The 18,937-nt window shown below is 43.7% G+C and carries 15 protein-coding genes; all 15 read left to right on the top strand.

Annotation, left to right across the window (positions count from 1 at the left end; genetic code table 11):
- Positions 1-146 precede the first annotated feature (146 nt).
- The 15 genes from NH462_RS17015 to NH462_RS16945 all read left to right on the top strand — a co-directional run bounded on the left by NH462_RS17015 (position 147) and on the right by NH462_RS16945 (position 18,890).
- Positions 147-653: a hypothetical protein gene (locus NH462_RS17015; protein WP_253106787.1), complete on the top strand. Its 507-nt coding sequence runs from the start codon at positions 147-149 to the stop codon at positions 651-653.
- 165 nt (positions 654-818) lie between these two features.
- Complete coding sequence (locus NH462_RS17010) at positions 819-1,304, top strand: Hcp family type VI secretion system effector (protein WP_010377064.1); 486 nt, start codon at positions 819-821, stop codon at positions 1,302-1,304.
- A gap of 78 nt (positions 1,305-1,382) precedes the next feature.
- A complete protein-coding gene (gene tssE / locus NH462_RS17005) occupies positions 1,383-1,784 on the top strand; it encodes a type VI secretion system baseplate subunit TssE (RefSeq protein ID WP_039495807.1) in 402 nt (133 codons plus the stop codon).
- A complete protein-coding gene (tssF, locus tag NH462_RS17000) occupies positions 1,784-3,508 on the top strand; it encodes a type VI secretion system baseplate subunit TssF (RefSeq protein WP_039495808.1) in 1,725 nt (574 codons plus the stop codon). Before tssE ends, tssF begins: the two co-directional genes overlap by 1 nt.
- Complete coding sequence (gene tssG / locus NH462_RS16995) at positions 3,509-4,474, top strand: type VI secretion system baseplate subunit TssG (RefSeq protein ID WP_253106786.1); 966 nt, start codon at positions 3,509-3,511, stop codon at positions 4,472-4,474.
- A 28-nt stretch (positions 4,475-4,502) separates the two neighbouring features.
- On the top strand, positions 4,503-7,190 hold the full coding sequence (tssH, locus tag NH462_RS16990; protein ID WP_253106784.1) for a type VI secretion system ATPase TssH: 2,688 nt from the start codon (positions 4,503-4,505) through the stop codon (positions 7,188-7,190).
- Positions 7,191-7,216: 26 nt separating this feature from the next.
- Positions 7,217-9,256, top strand: a complete 2,040-nt coding sequence (tssI, locus tag NH462_RS16985) for a type VI secretion system tip protein TssI/VgrG (protein WP_253106782.1) — start codon at positions 7,217-7,219, stop codon at positions 9,254-9,256.
- Between the two features lie 16 nt (positions 9,257-9,272).
- Positions 9,273-9,695, top strand: coding sequence for a hypothetical protein (locus tag NH462_RS16980; RefSeq protein WP_045963381.1), 423 nt, complete (start codon positions 9,273-9,275; stop codon positions 9,693-9,695).
- Positions 9,696-9,712: 17 nt separating this feature from the next.
- Positions 9,713-10,864 carry a hypothetical protein gene (locus NH462_RS16975; RefSeq protein WP_253106780.1) on the top strand — a complete coding sequence of 384 codons (1,152 nt, stop codon included), beginning with the start codon at positions 9,713-9,715 and terminating at the stop codon, positions 10,862-10,864.
- Positions 10,851-11,891, top strand: a complete 1,041-nt coding sequence (locus NH462_RS16970) for a DUF2169 domain-containing protein (RefSeq protein WP_253106778.1) — start codon at positions 10,851-10,853, stop codon at positions 11,889-11,891. The genes NH462_RS16975 and NH462_RS16970 overlap by 14 nt, the downstream gene beginning before the upstream one ends.
- Positions 11,881-12,783: a hypothetical protein gene (locus NH462_RS16965; protein ID WP_253106776.1), complete on the top strand. Its 903-nt coding sequence runs from the start codon at positions 11,881-11,883 to the stop codon at positions 12,781-12,783. The genes NH462_RS16970 and NH462_RS16965 overlap by 11 nt, the downstream gene beginning before the upstream one ends.
- On the top strand, positions 12,780-13,859 hold the full coding sequence (locus NH462_RS16960) for a DUF4150 domain-containing protein (RefSeq protein ID WP_253106774.1): 1,080 nt from the start codon (positions 12,780-12,782) through the stop codon (positions 13,857-13,859). The genes NH462_RS16965 and NH462_RS16960 overlap by 4 nt, the downstream gene beginning before the upstream one ends.
- A gap of 243 nt (positions 13,860-14,102) precedes the next feature.
- Positions 14,103-17,102 (top strand): hypothetical protein, encoded by a 3,000-nt coding sequence (locus NH462_RS16955; RefSeq protein WP_253106772.1) that lies wholly within the window; start codon positions 14,103-14,105, stop codon positions 17,100-17,102.
- A gap of 74 nt (positions 17,103-17,176) precedes the next feature.
- On the top strand, positions 17,177-18,067 hold the full coding sequence (locus tag NH462_RS16950; protein WP_253106770.1) for a hypothetical protein: 891 nt from the start codon (positions 17,177-17,179) through the stop codon (positions 18,065-18,067).
- Between the two features lie 178 nt (positions 18,068-18,245).
- Entirely contained in the window at positions 18,246-18,890 is a 645-nt protein-coding gene (locus NH462_RS16945; RefSeq protein WP_253106768.1) for a hypothetical protein, read from the top strand.
- The last annotated feature ends 47 nt before the right edge of the window (positions 18,891-18,937 follow it).

Raw genomic sequence — 18,937 nt, 5'->3', positions numbered from 1 at the left:
ATGCGTTAAACGGTGGAAGTGACGTGCGCCTTGAGCTCGTTAGTCAACAACCTAGCGATAGATAAAGACCGCCAACATAAGTGAATAAACCTATCTAAGGCTGAGAAGGTAGCTTTAGACAAGAAGCGATGAGGCAAAGGATTGTCATGTTTAAACGAAAAGTATGTAACTGGTTGATGGTACTAAGTACAGTCTTGGTGACTAACTTGTCATATAGCCAGGAGATGACACCAGAGCTCTTTTTCGCAAAAAAGAAATTACAAGAAGCAACTATCTCTTACACCGCAGCGATGGAAACGTGTTTTGAGTATACTCCACGCGTTCGCCCAAGCGAGTTAGAGACAGACAAACTCGAGACAGAATTAGTCGTAGAGGCAGTAAATTACCTGCATTACGTGGCGCTTAATGATTGTATGCAAGACCATGATGTAAATTTTTTAAAAGCAGTTGAGCATTACAATCAGACGGCGCCAAAGGATGATCTGATCACGGTAGACAGTTTTGTGACGCTTAGATGGAATGAAGAGCTTAGATCTAAATTCGAATTTAAACAGTTACCCGAAGCGGTTCAGCAGCACTTTTTGCAGCTGGATATACTAAAAACGCCATTTGATGCGGCGACCTTAGTGATGGAATTACGTGGTGACTTATAACATGTAGTGAAAGATTGCCCCAAGTTGGCTGCCACCAACTTGGGACATGTTCCCAAATTGGCATAAAGCGTGGCGCTTTGTTTGGGGATCAAACGTGAAAAACATGCGTTTGATCAATGCCTTTAATAATTAGGAAACATCTTATCTTAAAAGGAGAAATTAAAAATGGCAATTCCAGCGTATATGTGGTTAAAGGACGACCAAGGTAACGACGTTAAAGGTTCAGTAACTGTAGCTGAGCGTGAAGGTTCAATTGAGATTTTGCATTTCGATCACGAATTGCGTATCCCAACTGATAACGACACCGGCGAGCTAACAGGTACTCGTAAGCACGAGCCTTTTGTTATCACAAAAGCTGTGGATGCTGCTACTCCGTACATGTACAAAGCGTGTTCAAACGGTCAAACATTAAAGCAACTTGAGCTTAAATGGTACCGTATTGATGACACGGGTACTGAGCGTGAGTACTTCCGCCATACGCTTGAAGACGTGAAAATCACTTCAATCACGCCAACAATGCACAACGTTAAAGATTTGGATAAGGAGCGTTATCCTCACCTTGAAACAGTGCACATGCGTTACAAGCGCATCACTTGGACGTACCTAGACGGTAACATTGAGTTCTCTGACTCATGGACTGAAGGTCGTTAATTTCGAGTGTTGGAGGCCTATTGGCCTCCTTTTCAAGCTTACACTAGTTCGCATAATGAATAGAGAGCGTATTTTTCTATGGCCTTATTTGATTTGCTAGCTCAGCCATCACGCCAAGCCTATAGCGATAACAATTTATCGCATCTAAGCGACAGCGTATGTAAACACCTAACGCAACTGTTGAATGCGCGTAGGGGAGTGCTTGAGCACTTAGGTGATTACGGTTTACCGGATGTGGAAGATTTATATGAAGGACTACCTTATTCGCAGCAAACACTTGCCAATGAAGTAAAAAGAACCATAGAAAAGTACGAACCAAGAATTACCAACCTCATCGTTCGACCCATCGACATAAAAGAGGAAAACTGTGTGATTCGATTTGAGATAAGAGCGCAATTAAAAACCGGCGAGATAATCAGATTGAATACTAAGTTTGCGTCAGGTGGTAAAGCAAACGTCAATGCAGGAGGAGCAGATTAATGGATATGCAGCAATATTTTGATGCACAAATGAGGCTGTTAACACAGGCAGGTAAACAATTTGCTCAGCAGTATCCTGAACACGCCGGCTTTTTAAATATTGACGCATTAAAGGATAGAGATCCTCATGTTGAGCGCTTGCTCGAAGGAGTCGCTTACCTAACAGCATTTACGCAAAAACGATTAGACGAGACCTTACCTGAAGTGTCTGAGCAAGTACTCAGACAGATTTGCCCAATATTATTAAACTATTATCCGTCCACGACGGTACTAGAGTTTGCGCCAAAACTCACCATGCAAGGGCTAGTGAGTGTGCCAAAAGGCGCGAAAATCTCTTCCCATAAAAGTGACAACGCTCCTGTGGCTTGCCACTTTACTACCACCGCAGAAACGAAAGTGCTGCCGTTTGAGATCTACTCCGTGGACTATCATGAGATCCATACCGGTGCGACATTAAACCTGCACCTCAAGCGGTTAGGCCAAGGCAGTTTAGATGATTACGATCTCTCTAAATTGCGGGTGTATTTACGTGGTGACACGCCGCTTTGTGCCAGTCTTTATCAAATGATGAAGAACCCAAACGCAGCGATAGAGGTTGAGACAGGAAAACTTGGCAGTACGACGCAATATACCTTGAACAAGTCAAAAATTGATGCTGCTTTTCATAAAGACAGCACCGGAATGCTGCCGAATAGCGAACAGAGTCATCCCGCATATGCGTTGCTGCTTGATTACTTTAACTCTCGTGAAAAGTTCTATTTTGTTGAACTAACGGGACTGGATACACTAAATATTGATCCAGACACTAATACCATCAGCATCAAAATAGCCAGTGATATTAAATTACCGCCCGGTAACAAAGTAAATGCGGATAATATCCTGCTTAATTGTGTACCCGCGGTAAATATCTACCCGGTAGATGCGGAGCCTATCCGAGTCAGCGAAAACCAAACCGAATACCAACTGCATCCGGTGCAAAATAAGCTTGGAGAAAGTTTTTGTTATAGCGTTAAGTCGGTACAAGGCGCAAGCAGTAGCACTGGAGAAGCCATCGACTTTGTTTCTCGGTATAGCACGGTATATGAAGATAACGCCCATTTGTATTCACTGATAAGCCGAGATATTGGCGGGGTATCGCCACAGACGTACATTCAGCTTTCAATGCAAGAAGTGGGTGATATTACTACTTTATCGACTGATCTGTTGGCGCATAACGCGGCGTGGCCAAGGCAAACACTGCAAGAAGGCGATATCAATGCTCAAAGCGCTGATGTACCGTCGGTACTTAGCGTTAAAAATGTCGTAAGACCGAGTAAGTTGCTTAATTCTCCTGATCAGGCTTTACATTGGCAGCTCATTAGCTTGTTGAATATGCGTTTTTCTCAACTGGCAGAGCCAACCCAGCTGAAAAAGCTATTGGCACTGTTTGATTGGTCGGAGCGCTCTGAAAATCGAAACCGTATTGAGAGTATCCAAGGCGCTGAATCTAAACCTATCTCATTGCTACAAAAGGGCGTGTTTGTTAAAGGGATAGAGATCCATTTAACCCTAAACGAAAAGAGCTTTGTTTGCACAGCTGATGCGTATCATTTTTGCGATGTGTTGCATCAGTTCTTTAAATTATATGCGCCAATTAACGAGTGCTTAAAAACCCGAGTTACGCTGCTGCCAAGTTACCACGAGTGGGAGTGGGATGTGACGGCAGGCGATAGTTATCAGGTGTAAATGATGGAGCAGCAAAACCAACCCATTTGGGCAAAACTGCCAGAGCCGATAGCGAAATTGATGGCCACACCTTGGCGTTTTAGCTTGTATAAGGCACTAACGCTTATTGAACAGCACTGGGCTAGCAATAACGAGTTACAAAGTGGCCACAGTCATCGCGTTGAAATTGCACCGTATAAAGAACTTGGGTTTCCAGCCTCAGACGTTAGACGCTGCGAATTGCAAGTAAGGCAACGAGGTAAATTGAGGCTTGAAACGTCATTTCTCGGTTTATATGGCGTTGACGCTGCGATGCCGCACTACTTATTAGAGCAAGCCGCAGGAGATGAAGAGATAGGTGCTAGAACACGCGCATTTTTAGATCTCTTTAATCATGTATTGTATTGCCAGCTATTTCAAAGTTGGAAGAAGTCTCAGATTAATCTCGCAGGCATTGGTGCGCAGCAATTTGATCAGATAGTTGCTGCAGTATTTGAAAATAATCAGTCAGATAAGAGCAAACTAAATCTTATTAGTGCTAAACAAACCAGTGCAGCTGGGCTTGAGCAAGTATTAAAGCAAGCGCTACAAGACGAAAGCTTAACGCTAAAAGACAATATCGTTGAGTGGGAAGATATTACCGAAGCGGGCAAGTTAGGCTCAAAACAAAGCAGTTTTTCATTGGGTGGCAATGGCGTATTGGGTAAACGCGTACTGGTCACCGGCAATCGTATTTGCATTGAGCTTGGTCCAATGGACGAGGCTGAGGCACAGCTATATGAGCCAGGTGGTGTAAAGGCGAAACGGTTATCACAATTATTAAATTGGCACACCTCAACCAAAATGAATTGGCAACTGTTAGTGCAGATCAATCGCCAAGCGCGCGAGGGCACTCGGTTAGGGGCTGGCAAGCTTGGGGTAAGTTGTGCGATAGGTAAAGTTAACGCACGCATAGAGAAGAAAATATATTCACAATCACAGTTTTAATGCGAACGGGAATAGCAAGGATTAAAAGATGGACGCAACAGGCATAAAGAATCTCATAGACAAACTCAATCATCACAGCGCGACAGCGTTAGAAGCCGCGGCTGGATTCGCAGCGAGTCGAAAGCATTTTGAAGTGCTACCAGAGCATTACCTATTAAAGTTAATGGAAGAGCACAATGACGGCGATGTTGCGAAGATTTTACCTTTCTTCGAAGTTGATCAAGACGCATTGTGGAATAGTGCGCTCGAATTTATCAATCAACAAGATGCTGGTAACCCGAGCAAGCCGGTTTTCTCCCGTCGCCTCTATGAGTGGTTAGAAAAAGCATGGCTCAGTGCAAACATGCGCCATCAAAATGATTGGATCACAGGAGCTGCGCTGATTGACTCGTTCAAAGACATGGCGATATACAGCCCTGCATTTGGACTGGCGCGCGAGTTCGACAAGATTGATACGCACTTCTTAAAGCAGAATTTAAATAAGATCTGTAAAGGCTCGACTGAGCGTCAAGTATTCAGTAAGCCAAATGCTGACAACACAGTGTCGAATAGCCGTTCACAAGGTGAAAGCGCGCTAGAAGCATTTTGTGAAGACCTCACTGAAAAAGCACGTTCTGGTGCAATTGACCCAGTCCTTGGGCGCAACGAAGAGATCCGTCTCGCAATCGATGTGTTGTGTCGTCGCCGTAAAAATAATCCAATCTTTGTCGGTGAACCCGGTGTTGGTAAAACGGCAGTGGTAGAAGGACTTGCTCAGCGCGTTGTTGAAGGGCAAGTTCCACCAGAACTTAAAGAAGTTAAGATCTGCGTACTGGATATGGGTCTGCTACAAGCTGGAGCAGGTGTAAAAGGTGAATTTGAGCGTCGTCTTAAACAAGTCATTGATGAAGTAAAGAGCTCAGCTACCCCCGTTATCTTGTTTATTGACGAAGCGCATACCTTGATTGGTGCTGGTGGCGATGCTGGTATGGGAGATGCCGCAAACCTACTAAAACCTGCGCTTGCACGTGGAGAAGTAAGAACACTTGCTGCAACGACATGGAGCGAATATAAAAAATATTTTGAGCGCGATGCTGCGCTTGAACGCCGCTTTCAATTAATTAAAGTCGATGAGCCAACCGAGCAAGCTGCAAAGCTCATGCTAACGGGGCTGAAAGATAAATACGAAAAGCACCACCAAATTCAAATCACAGACAGTGCAATTGAAGCCGCGGTTACGTTGTCAGCTCGATATATCACAGGTAGACAATTGCCTGACAAAGCCATTGATGTACTAGATACCGCAGCTGCTATGGTCAGAATGGGACCGGCAACGTCGCCTGTGGTGATTGATAAAGCCAAAGAGCAGATCCGTTACTATCAAAGCAGAATTGAACGCTTGGCAATTGAGTCAAAGCTTGGGATTGCAGATCAAACCTGTATTCAAAGTCTCACCGATGCGCTTACACAAGCCCAAGAGCAGCTTGCTGAGCTTGAGCAAGGTCGAGAGCTGCAAATTGATGCTTATAACGCCTTGCACGGTGCGAGTGACGAAGAGAAACCTGCGATTAGACAAGCGCTTGCTGCGTTAAATCAAGATGATAACGCGATTTTCTCCGAAGTGACCAGCGATACGGTAGCGCAAGTGATCGCAAGTTGGACTGGGATCCCTGTAGGTAACATGGTGAAAGACGAGCTGGAGAACTTACTTAAGCTCGAGCAATCACTAGCGCAAAGTGTTGTGGGGCAAAATGCAGGATTGACTGCGATTGCACAAACCTTACGGGTAGCAAAAGCGGGTGTATCGGCCTCATCTGGCCCACTGGGCGTATTCTTATTAGCGGGTCCTTCAGGGGTTGGTAAAACCGAAACTGCAAAACACATAGCCGAACTACTATTTGGTGGCGAGAAGTTCTTAACCACGATAAACATGAGTGAATATCAAGAAGCACATACGGTATCACAACTTAAAGGCTCGCCACCGGGTTATGTAGGCTATGGTGAAGGCGGGGTGTTGACCGAAGCTGTGCGTCAACGTCCATATTCTGTGGTGTTACTTGACGAAGTGGAAAAAGCCCACGCAGATGTCATGAATATGTTCTATCAAGTGTTTGAAATGGGCGTAATGCGTGATGGTGAAGGGCGTGAAATCGATTTTAGAAACACGGTTATCATCATGACTTCTAATTTAGGGGCTGAGCAAATCATCAATGCTTGTACACCAGAAACCGAGCAGCAAGCCATGCAGCAAATGGTGGATGGGATCATTCAGCAAGGCGTACCTGAAGACGAAGAAGCACAAGACAACAACGAAGAAGAAACACCGTTTGAGAGACCGAGCTTTCAGCAGCTAGTCAGCTTAATTAAGCCAAACTTGCTCGCGCATTTTGCACCTGCGCTTTTAGCGCGTATGCAGGTTGTGCCTTTCTTCCCGCTTGATACTGATGTGTTAAAACATATCGTGGCACTAAAGCTTGAGAAGGTCGCGGCGCGACTTCGTGACAATCACGCAATACAACTGCGCGTAGATCAAACGGCGCTGGATTATCTAGCCGATAAATGCGCTATGTCTGATAGCGGCGCACGATTGGTTAACGCAACAATTGAACAACAAATTTTACCTGGGATCGCTCGCTCAATTTTGGGCTTTATGAGCGAAGAAGATATGCCAGATCTGCTGACGCTGACACTGGATGAAAATGGTGAAATTGAAGCCGTATTCGCCGACTTAAGTTAACGGTAGATACGAGTAAGGAGACAAAAATGGAAATGTTCGCATCACTTGCCGATAAACTGCCTAAGGCAAACGAAAGTCACTTTGCAATCGAAATTGCGGGGCTGTCTGGGAGTTTATTTAAAGTATTGAGTTTTGAATCACAGAATGACAGCCTATGCAGTGACTATCGCTTCGATATTGAGGTGTTAAGTGAAGAGCTAATTGAGCCTGATCTGGTGATTGGTAAAGATGTTACATTTTCCATTACGTGGGCCATGTCTGACAGAACGGTTTCGGGAATTATTACCGAATATGTTTGCCATGGTCGCAGTCATCAAGGCTACGTCTATACCTTATCTTTTCAATCACTTTTGGTGTTGCTCAAACATCAGCGATCTAATCGCGTTTTTACCGACATGCCTGCGGATGCAATTATTAAAAGCGTGTTAGATAAGGCAGGGTTCCCGTCAGGAAAATTACAATTTAAGGCTTCATCACCATCCCTTGCCATGACAGTGCAATACGACGAGAGTGATTTTGACTTTGTAACGCGTTTAATGCGCCGCTACGGTTTTGTTTACGGCAGCACAGAGTCTACGGGTAGCCAAGCCAACCTGTCGGTGTTTGGCAGTAGCAGTGATTTTTCTTCAGAGATGGAAGAGATCACCTTGCCTTATGCGTCACCCACCGGACAAGTTAGACCGAGTGAGTCTGTCTTTGCCTTTTCTAAAAAAGCGAGCCTACTAAATAGCGGCTTTAGGCTGTATGACGAAGACTATGAAAAAGGCTGCGCACTGTCTGTTAATAGCAATAATCAATCAGAGGTTGGTGGCTTTGGTGAAGACTGTATATTTGCGGAAAACTTCATGACTGAAGGAGATGGCGATGCGCTTACCAAAGTACACCAGCAAAGCATCGACTGCCGGAGAAATGTTTTTGTTATCGATACCGACTGCCGAGCGCTTCGCCCGGGCGTAGCTTTAACCATAACCGATCACCTTAATTATAGTGGTCGTTACTTAGTGGTGTCCGTTGCCCACAAAGGCTGTCAAGGCGGCAGCGTTGAATACGGCTCCAAGGTAAAAGGCTTAACCTATAAAAACCAAGCGACGATTATCCCAATTGATGTGCAGTTTAAAGCGCCTGTTATTAAGCGCAAAAAGGTATTTGCATCGTTTAACGCCACCATTGAGCAAGAAGTGGATGACAAAGGGCGCTATAAAGTCAAGCTGCCATTTAACCAAGATGGTGAAGGGGAAGAGAGTAAACCGACTCGGCTTATGCAGCACTATGGTGGACCTGGCGGGCACGGCATGCACTTTCCTCTAAACAAAGGAACCGAGGTTATGGTGGCGGGCGAAAATGGTGACTTAGACAGACCGGTTATTCTCGGTGCGCTATTTAACGATGAAGCACTAAGCCCGGTGACAGCCGAGAATGCTACTGAAAATAAATTGGTAACAAAGGCAGAAAACACCTTGTTGATGGATGACAAACAAGGCGAAGAGAAAATCCAACTGTTCACCAAAGCGCAAGAAAACATGCTCGAATTTAATGCCACCGAAGGCAGCGAATTTATCAAGCTTGAAACCAAAAAAGGTTACATCGATATTAAATCGAAAGAAGCGATGACGCTGCAATCACAAGCGAATATTGTGGCACAAGCCGACAAAGAAATAAGCATTCGCGCAGAAGATGCTGTTTATATCCAAAGTATCGAGTCCAATATTGAGATCAATGCCAAAGAGGCGATTCAACTCACCGCAGATACCGACATTAAAATTCAGTCTGCTGACAGCAATATTCAATTTGAAGCGCAACAATCCATCAACCTAGAGGCCGCGCAAGACATCAGTTACTTCAGTGTTGATGGTAACGTCGAGCTTGCGGCACAAAATGGTAACTTCACTATCAATGCCGATAGAAACATTTCTATCGTTGGCCAAGGTAGCGGCTCAATTCAGCTTTCTCAAGGCGGCGGCAAAATAGAAATAGATGCGGCAGGTAATATTACCATTGATGCGAACAACTTGAACTTAAGCGCCAGCAACATTTCAGTGTCTGGCTCTGCAATTAGCCATAACTAAGCAGGGAGCAAAGTCTATGAAAACCAATGTCGTACAATTTCCACCATCGTTGAGTAATATCGTATGGCGTGTATCTGCCATTGATAAATTAGGCAAAGTGTTACGAGTGAAGTGTGACGAATCTAATGTAGAAATGAAGGTTAAAGGTCAATTAGACAGTGTGACACGCGTAAGTATTGACGATGAAGTGTTGCTACATAGTGTGGCAATGCCTATCGTTATTGGTCGCTTAGCTGCACCGCAAGACTTTCCGGCAGCGTCGGTGACAAATAACAACGGCACTGTGGTGTTAAATGGCGAGCAAAAAGTCTGTGTCAAAACCAAAAATGGCAGCATAGCAATTAACGGCAATGGTGAGATACAGCTTGAAGGTAAACTGCTAAACGCCGATATTGAGCAAGATCTCAGCCTCCAAGGCTGGCCAATTCGATTAAATTAAGCTGATATGGTGTGACTATGTTTTTAGCTGCAACCAAATTGGCCGTTCACCGTCAACAACTCAAGTCGCTTTGGCGTCATTATCAAAAGTTTAATGCACGCCAAGTAGTTGAGACCGGGCGTTTACATGCCCTTGAAAAACAACTATTAAATCATGTGTATACCTTAGCTGCGACGGACGAAGAACACTGGATAAACCACTCACAACTTGATTGTATCGCACACGGGTCGATTGATGATGTATTTACGTTAACCCAAGAGATTGACTCACCACAGCTGTTGTTACTTATTAACCATCTCTTTGGTACAAGAGCGCTTGAAGATCAAGCTAGTGAAATCATCACGGCGATTAACAGCGAGCCTGCGCTTGCTGAGCTGCTCATGCATAACTTATCAGCATGGCGCATTGATTTTGGTGATGCACTCAGGCAGCGAATTTTATCAACAGATGAAAATTGGCCTACGAGCCTTATCTATTTAGCATTTAGTACGGCTAACTTGTCGCGCCACCAACTCATGGCCGCGCTTGATCATAGCAACCCTGAAATTGCCTACACGGCATTGGTAAATATGTGGTTGTGTAATACAGAGCAACTTTCAGAGCACCTAGTAAAGCGGTTTGCGATGACCGATGATGCCGCGCTAAAAGCAAAATTATTGCAGCTGGCAGGTTTACTCGATGAGCCAAAATGGGATGAACCATGCTTACTTTATTGTCAGCATAATCCAAGCTACATTGCAGAAGTATTTCCGTACTTTTCTCATACCCGTTCGTTACAAAATCTAGTTAAGTTACTCGAAGTTCCCAGTACTGCTCGTCCAGCTTACGAGGCGTGGAAACAAATCACCGCTCTCGACTTGCCTGAAGAATTTGCAATAAGTGATGCACAAACTGGCGTTAAGTCTCAAAAATCGCAAAAATTACCCAGTTTTAAGCGAGCAGAATACGAACGCCAAGCCCTAATTACGGCGAATATCCAACATCAACTCGCAGGGCGTAAAGTCTCTGAGCCAGCGGCTTGGTTACAACAGGGATTGGCTGGCCTTGCTATACAGCGCAAGCTTTCCAAAATTTCCTCGCATGCACTTGGCGCTGCGCTTTTTTACATGCCGATGGCTTATCTTCAATGGCAATCAGTGAAACAGGAGTTGAACCATGCTAGTGAATGAATCCGAGTGGCAAAGTAGCACGGTTGAGGCTTGGGATGAGGAAAAAGATCCCATCGTAGTCGTCGCTGTGAAGCAGAACTTTGAATACGACGTAAAGGGTAATGTATATCCCGATCCAACTGGAGCGCCAGTTGTGCTTGCTGATGACTTTGACGGTGAGGGGCTTGAAGCCTGCCTAACCGCCGTTAGCGAAGTTCAGCCTTATAAAACCGGTTTTGAAGTATACGGTGAATTGACCTGTTTTCCACCAACCGATAAGCAAGCGCGAGTGATTGAAGTTGGACTCAAACTCGGCTGTAACGACAGGGTATTTGTTGATAAATTACTTCGAGTTACTGGTGAGCGTGTGTGGAAGCGATCGCTATTCGGGCCTGTGGCGAGCGATCCACAAGTGTTATCGCCCTGTGTATTAAATTACCAACTTGCCTATGGCGGCACAAGTCCGTCGGATGAAGAACAAGTTTCAACCCAAAATCCCCTTGGTCGTGGCTATAAGCTCAAAAATAAAGAAGCGAAAGGCCAACCATTGCCACAAGTGGAATATGCCAATCAGGTATTAAAAAAGCCGAGTCACGACACTGCGGTTGCAAGTTTTGCAGCGATCCCACCATTTTGGTCGCCAAGGGTGGATAAACTTCCTGAGGTTGACGAAGCCCAAGCCCTCGCGGGTAAGTTTCCATTTAAAGCAGCAGTCCCCGCTGCGCATTATCAAGTCGCGCCGCAAGACCAACAAACTCCAAACCTATTTAGTGATGGCTGGTGGATTGATATGATGGGCTTGACACCAGATTTACCTTATGGACAAAGCCTAAAGCTAACGTTGCCCAGAATCGTGCCTCGCTGTCGTTTGGTTAATGGCCCAGACGCCACGGCTATTGATATGCAGTGTGATACGCTGGTAATTGACTCGCAAACACAGCTGTTTTCATTAATCTGGCGAGGAAGGGTAAAAAAGAGCCAAACGGGCAGTAACAGTGTGTTCTTAGTAGAAGAGGCGCAAGCGCAAGGAGTGGCACATGCAGTTTGAACTAATCGCGCTAGAAACCCCCGCTGGTAACCACCCCAGTGCTTTATATACCGCCGTCGCAAATAACATGCGCTTTTGCACGCCAAGCAAAGCCATTGTTAGATACGATATAAGTCTAGATGCCCCATACTTGCGCGCACAAATTGAAGAAGTCTCGGTCACACTACGTAAAGACCGCTGTTTAACCATTCTAGAATCGTTATTAAGCCAGACTAAGCAACGGCTTGATGGTAGTGCCAACGCGTGGGATGGCACCATTAATCTAGTTACTGCCAACACAAAAGCAGAAGAGCCATATATAGAACTGTCCGATGTTAGGACGCTTTGTGACCATCTTGAGCTGAACGTTGATGATATTCAGTTGCATCAAACGCTTGATATTGATTCGCTCTTGCCAAATAGCCTCTATGTATTTGTAGACAGTTGCGTTGGTTATGATGAAGCGTCAAAACCAAACTGGGTAGGCAAGCTACAAGTTGTTGGCGGCCCTGAAGGTGTTGTATTAAGTGAAGGCGGTTGCGCATTGCTTGGTACAAGTGCTAATAAAAATGCATGCCAAACCAAAGCATACCAGGGCGACTTAGGTGAGCTATTAAAAGAGCTGCACGCAGAGATAAACGAGCCTTATATTTCGACCCGCTTACTTAGTGAGCAGTGGCAAAGAGAATGGCTTAATGCTAGCCGCGTCTTGTACCAAGAACACGACGCGTTAATTGAACTCAACAACACGGCAAATACCATTGGTTATATTGGCGCTGGCCATAATGCAATGGGGCTTGCGGTTGCCAGCAGTTATTTACACAACCCGTTAAATAGCCACATTGAAAGAGTGTGGCTGATCACAGAGCAAGAAAAACCACAATTAATCTCAGTAACAAGGAGTGTGTTATGAGCTTTATCGCAGCAGTAAAGGGAAAAGAGCCAGATTCGATTCAGTACGATCAAGATGCCATGTCTGCAACGCTGAGAGTAGGCGGGAGTGTGTCGTGGCGACATAGTAATCCCGCATTGCTAAAGCTTACTATCGCAGCGAAAAATAATGGTGCCATTGGTTGTGTAAATGGGATAGCCGTATTTCCTGACAAGGCCAGCGGTGAAAACGCATTTATAGATGAGATTGCGCGCGCTAAATATGGCGATATGGTATTGGGTGAAATGATAACTGAGTTTGCCAGTGACTATATTGTCCCACCGCCAAACTGGAACGACGAAAAAAACGAGCCAATTTTACCTCATCAAGAGCCAGATACTGGCATGGATATGCACAAACCGGTCGACAATGCTCGAGCATTTTTAGATTTGGTTGAACGCAAAATCGGATGGCAAGCTGGCACTGAGGAACAAATTGAAAAAGACGTAGATAGCGAAGCACAGCAAGTCGGCATCGTAAGCGGCCAAAACGTATTAATTAATGGTCGCACCGCAGTACACAAAGATAGCGGTGGCGCGCTCACGACGATAGATGTTTGCTGGACTCAAATTGGTAAAGTAGTGGTGCCGATACCTTACTGTAATATGGCCAAATCCAAAGACGCGGCAAGTACAGCCAGCTCGGTAAAAATTAATGGCAACCCTGCAGCCAATATAAAAAGTAACTTTTCAAAAAGCACAGGTGACCAACCCGGTAAAAAGAAAGGCATTGCCAGTGGCACAATCAAAGGCAAAGCAGAGTTTATTACCAGCTCTTTTGATGTGTATATCGAAGGAAAACCCGCCGTACGCCAAGGAGATCTTATGATCTCTAACAGTAAAAACACGCCACCTTCTCCCTTGAATCAACCGGGCGGTGCGACCCCTAGTTCACTGTCAGTGGCGAAAAGAGATGCAACGGGTACTGAACAAGATCCAATCCAAAGTGCATTTGGTTTAAATAACCAAAGCAGCCGTAGTCTTATTTCACAGGGAAATTTCGTGATAAAGCAAGGCGCAAACAAACAACAAAAAAAACTAGAACAGGGAGGGCAATAAAGCATGGGCGCACATATTTTTAATACGGAACTCAACGACGAGCAAGCACCTTGTATGCTGGAATTGCAACTTCAAGGATTAAATGGCAAAGATTGTACTGTGCCACTTGGTTTTGCTGAAGTTCAACGAGCGTCATCACCAAAACCGGATGACCAAATTCCTTTTGTGGAGACGGTAGAACTACGTGTATTTTCAGAAGCTTCGCTTGATATTAATAAAGCAAAGGCACCTGAATACGTGCCCATGTTTAAAGATCAAAAAGAATTTCAAGAAGATGAGCCGGTTGGTTACTACTACTTTTTTGTTAATGGTTATTTGTGGCGAGAAATAGCCGCCATTTCAGGTGGTATGCTCAGTGAAGTTGACCTTCGTGAGTATCACGGTCAAAGCTTCAGGCCCAACAACGGCACGCACATGCCAAGACTCACACTGCCAATTCGCGCAAAAGGCCTCTTCTCAGATTCAACTTCAGTTGAAACCATGACATATCAAGTTGCCTTTTCACGCGTGCAATGGTCGTGGGATTACATCAGCGCACTTGGAGATATGAAACCTGATGACAGCCGCTTTGATAAAAAGCCAATGACGTCAAAGTGCCCAGACGAAGGTAAAGCCTCGACCTATCGTAGCGAGCGGATGCAAACCATCGATTTTTCATCAGCCCCCAACTGGGACAGTATTGAAAACCTAAAAGCCAACGAAGACGGTGAACCCTGTATCTATTTTCATGACGTTTTGGGGATTGTACAAAATTTAAAGCTCGAGGGTGATGTCTTATATCTGGCGTTTGTGCAGCATCAAAACCACCTAGCTTCCCAAGACTTTTACGATTCCGCACTCCTTGCCTCAACCATGTTTGCAAACCCTGAGCTTTTTGAATCTGAGATGGAAACTTATCAAGTGCGGGGGTTCGATGGACCAGAAACTCGACATAACTTAGTTTATACAAAGAATGATAAACAATCAGAAGCAACTAGAAAGATAGGCGAGAGCCTAAGTCTTGAAAAGCTGCAAAAGCATTTAGTCCACACGCCGAACGAATTGCCGAACCTTATCACTAAAATTAAGCAATTTTTACGCTTTAGAGAGGATCTTCTTCATTTTTTTGAGGGCAAATACGGTGAACAAAAAGAGATTAATCTGGCGGATACCTGTCGAAATAATCAGATAGCGCCACCCACCAGCTTCACCGCCGCCTACTGGGACTTGAGCCTTTTGTCGCCGCTTGCTTATCGACATGCATTTGAATGTGCGTACGGGCACTTAAATAGCTTAAATATTTCTGAAAAAACATTTCCTATTTACTTTCCTGCATTGGTTGACCATCAAGTCCGCAAGTTTATTGCTGAAAAGATTAAAAAAATACACGAAGGTTATAAAGATTTCACTTCGGAGCTTCACGCGGACGATAATTCATGGTTATGCGTTCAATTTACGCCACGAGAAGATTTGTATGGCGAAGATTTAAAATCAGAAAATTACATCGTTGATAATATTCGAAGCGAGTTTGGTGCTTATAATCCTGAAAAGCTGACGCAAGCAGCGTTTGAAAGAGACATAGATAAAAACGAGTATCCCTTTTTATTTCTTGAGCTTAGATTTCTCCAAGTAGTTGAGAAAGGGCTAAGTGAAAACCTTATATACTGGCAACAAAGCTTCGCAAATAGAACGCTTGCAGATGCCAATCAGTATATAGGTTTCTATCATAAGGTAGGAGCCATAGCAAAAAGTGCCAGCTTAAGCACCTTTAGTGATATTGAATTGCACGATTTTAATAATGTACCTGCCAACCGCGTAGTCATCACAGCACCTATGACTAAGCACCCTTTATTTGAAGCCTTTAAGGTACAACAAAGAGATATAGATAAAGCAAAGAAACAAAACCGAACAGTGATACCAGAGTTAGGTGAACAACATGCTAAATCTGAGCACGCTCTAACAAAGGCTTTGGCAGCAAGAAAGGCGGGAAAGCCTATTCATGGTAACCATATTGCAACGATAGCTACGCGACTTCGCAATGAACTTGAAGGCTACAAGACGTTTAAAACCTTGCCCGCAAGTGTGGTGAGAGCCGAAATTGAAAATATGCTAGATGAAGTAATTGATATTGAAGGGACCTTTAAAGACCACACGAATGTAGGAGGTAAAGTACTCACCAGACTCGCATCCAACTTTTCTAGGGAAGAGATTTATGAAGAGAACATTATAAGAGCGGAACGAGGTCTCAAAACAATTAACTATACACCACGTCAAGTAACCGAATTTGAGGGAAAACGCTTTGCCTCTATTCCACTTGCTTTGCTCACGGGGATTACAGTCATAAAAACCTATATGGACTATGAGAAAGAGTTTGCAGCAGAGAAAGGTGATGAATACTACCGATTCGCAAAGCACTTATCATTAGTTTTAGGAGGGCTGGTTGCAGTGGGAGCTGTATTAGAAAACTATGACGATTCCAAGTTTACTGAAAAGCTTACAAAGGAGCGTTTCAGTCTAAAAAAATTCGATGTTAAATTGACCGCATTGAGAAGTGCTACGGGTATAGCTGGTATTTTCACAGCGTATGTCCAATTTTGCGACTCTCAGAAATTGTTAAGTAAGGGGGACTCTGACGCTGGAGTTGCTGGTGTTATTTCGGCTGGGTTAGGGCTTGCGAGCGCTGTCTTTGGAACTTTTTTTGCCGCAATGGGACCTATAGGCTGGGCACTCTTTGTAGGTTCGATTGTATTTACCGTTTTATCAGCGATGTGGACAGATTCAGCGATTGAGCGCTGGTGTAAATTAGGACCTTTTGGCAGTGTGGATGTAAATAAGGCTGAATTAGCAGATAGTGGAGATAGAGAGTACAAAAAGTTTGATAATCCGAATAAGTACTTCACGCATATTATTAAAATACTTTTAACTCCAAAGTTGTTAGTTAACAAGATAAGTAGTACTGAATACATTATAGAAGTTGATCTGGTTGATTTTATTAGCGGTACGTCTGAGTTGGAATTAATGATGGAGTTTAAAGTCAAGGGTAAATATAAAGGGGCTTCTCCAATTCAGGGAGATTTGAAGTATGTAAAGGGGTTGCAGTCCTACCTGCCGACTTATCAAAAAGATAATGACGGTAATAAAATGATAAAAGCGAGTTATTCAGTCTCGATCGATGAAGACTGTCTTAGGGGAGGGTATGTTAGTGATGTTGATTTCAAAGCGCGCTTAAGGTTTGATAGCGAACTTGAAATGATAGGAGGTTAAAGTTGCGCACAGACTTCAAATATAACTATTATCTAAACATCAATACGTTTGAGCGTTATGAAGCTAGAGCAGGAGTGAGTTTTACTGCTGATATGATTGGTGGTAAATATAGTAAAAGATTTAAAAAACCCCATAGGTTTAAAAGTTACGGTGGGGATAGTTCGGTCGTGAGAATATTTCTTTTGAGCCCTTTTTTGTTTTCAACATCTTGTATGTTAATCAATATTTTGGTGCTTATCGAATGTTTATTCACGGGTAAACCTTGGCTTGAGTATTTACAAGTGATAGCTTGGTTATTGCTGATTAATTTTGCCTTAGTTAACATAATGCCTTACCTCTCTAGTTTTATGATTGGTAAGTATGTTTACTTTGACAGAGAAAAACAAAAAGTGTCCTTTACTTTTGATATTCCAAATTGCACAGAGCGTGATGAATTTGGGCATTGCTGTTTTGATTACTCAGAAATTAAATTAGATATTAAGCATGTTTTTACAGATCAAACAGGCGCGATGACATATGTACCGATTATATGTCATAAAGATAGCTATAAATACCCCAAAGCTAAAGTGACAACGATAGTCAATGAAAATGCTCGTAGCACAATGGAGTGCGATATTTTGTATGAAGATATCCGCCGCTTTATGGATAAAAGTAAGCCACTCCCTGAATCGCCAGAGTATGAGGGGTTTAGGCATCTAGATCCAGTTACAGCGGAGCATGATAAAGCGATAGGTAGACCTGCTAGCTATTGGAGCGAGATGTCATTGACGCAACAAATTGAGATAGGAAACAAATTATTTGAACCCATCTTGGAGCTTAATGAGTTACACCCTACCGAACCTCTTCCTGAGCTGAGCGAACCTTGGAACTATTGGAAACCAGATGGCAAAAAAAGAGAAAAGGCGGGGGCTAAAAGAGAGTTTATGCTGATTGCTATGCAGCTATTAACATCAAAACCGATGTAAAATTGGATCGAGAGCTGGTAAGCCGATAATGGTCAATCAAAATGGAATTGGTGATGAAAAAGATTGAAGAGACGACTCAAGAAGAATGATGCTTAGCTCTTTTCACTATAACTGTTACTTAAATGCAAAAACGTTTGGGTCGCACAAAAAGAGGGCTGGCGTAAGCTTTGCAGCGGGTATGATTGATACCATTTATGATAAACGCTTCCATAAGCCCCACCGTTTCAAAAGCTACAGTATCGGCAATTCTGTTGTTAGGCTAGTACTACTTGCTCCTTTTCTTTTATCAACGACTGCACTATTAGGTTCTTTAAGCACTATTATTGTTTGTTTATTTGAAGGTATACCGTGGATGGAACACTTAACGGTAATAGGCTGGTTAATGTTATCAAATTTTGCTCTGGTCAATCTTACTCCCTATTTGTCGACCTTCGTTGGAGAAAAATGCGTTTATTTTGATAGAGAAAAACAAAAAGTATCATTCACTTTGGATATACCTCATTGTACCGAACGAGATGAGTTCGGAAATTGTTGCTTTGATTACTCAGAGATAAACTTACGCTATCAACGTGTAATTACAGATCAGTATGGTGCAACGACTTATGCACCAATAATCAGCCATAAAGATGGACAGAAGTTCCCTAAAGGCAAAATTACCGCTATTGTAAATGAAAATGGAAGAGTGCCGATAGAGTGCCTTATGTTATTTGAAGATATCCGCCGCTTTATGGATAAAAGTAAACCGCTTATATGGACTCCTCCAATTGTACAAGCCACTTTTAGCATTATTAGTGTGATTGCGTGCTTATATCCGGGCTCTTGATGAGGTGCTACCTCGGCCTCTTTGATGTATTCGCGCCCTGTGCCTTC

Origin of the sequence: Pseudoalteromonas sp. OANN1, assembly GCF_024124685.1 — a bacterium.
In the GTDB taxonomy this organism is placed as follows: domain Bacteria; phylum Pseudomonadota; class Gammaproteobacteria; order Enterobacterales; family Alteromonadaceae; genus Pseudoalteromonas; species Pseudoalteromonas piscicida.
The sequence above is the reverse complement of the archived record's forward strand: the minus strand, read 5'-3'. Positions and strand labels throughout refer to the sequence as shown.

Coding starts and splice junctions, on each gene's coding strand:
- NH462_RS17015 (WP_253106787.1), top strand. CDS start 147: ATGTTTAAACGAAAAGTATGTAACTGGTTGATGGTACTAAGTACAGTC.
- NH462_RS17010 (WP_010377064.1), top strand. CDS start 819: ATGGCAATTCCAGCGTATATGTGGTTAAAGGACGACCAAGGTAACGAC.
- tssE (WP_039495807.1), top strand. CDS start 1,383: ATGGCCTTATTTGATTTGCTAGCTCAGCCATCACGCCAAGCCTATAGC.
- tssF (WP_039495808.1), top strand. CDS start 1,784: ATGGATATGCAGCAATATTTTGATGCACAAATGAGGCTGTTAACACAG.
- tssG (WP_253106786.1), top strand. CDS start 3,509: ATGATGGAGCAGCAAAACCAACCCATTTGGGCAAAACTGCCAGAGCCG.
- tssH (WP_253106784.1), top strand. CDS start 4,503: ATGGACGCAACAGGCATAAAGAATCTCATAGACAAACTCAATCATCAC.
- tssI (WP_253106782.1), top strand. CDS start 7,217: ATGGAAATGTTCGCATCACTTGCCGATAAACTGCCTAAGGCAAACGAA.
- NH462_RS16980 (WP_045963381.1), top strand. CDS start 9,273: ATGAAAACCAATGTCGTACAATTTCCACCATCGTTGAGTAATATCGTA.
- NH462_RS16975 (WP_253106780.1), top strand. CDS start 9,713: ATGTTTTTAGCTGCAACCAAATTGGCCGTTCACCGTCAACAACTCAAG.
- NH462_RS16970 (WP_253106778.1), top strand. CDS start 10,851: ATGCTAGTGAATGAATCCGAGTGGCAAAGTAGCACGGTTGAGGCTTGG.
- NH462_RS16965 (WP_253106776.1), top strand. CDS start 11,881: ATGCAGTTTGAACTAATCGCGCTAGAAACCCCCGCTGGTAACCACCCC.
- NH462_RS16960 (WP_253106774.1), top strand. CDS start 12,780: ATGAGCTTTATCGCAGCAGTAAAGGGAAAAGAGCCAGATTCGATTCAG.
- NH462_RS16955 (WP_253106772.1), top strand. CDS start 14,103: ATGTTTAAAGATCAAAAAGAATTTCAAGAAGATGAGCCGGTTGGTTAC.
- NH462_RS16945 (WP_253106768.1), top strand. CDS start 18,246: ATGATTGATACCATTTATGATAAACGCTTCCATAAGCCCCACCGTTTC.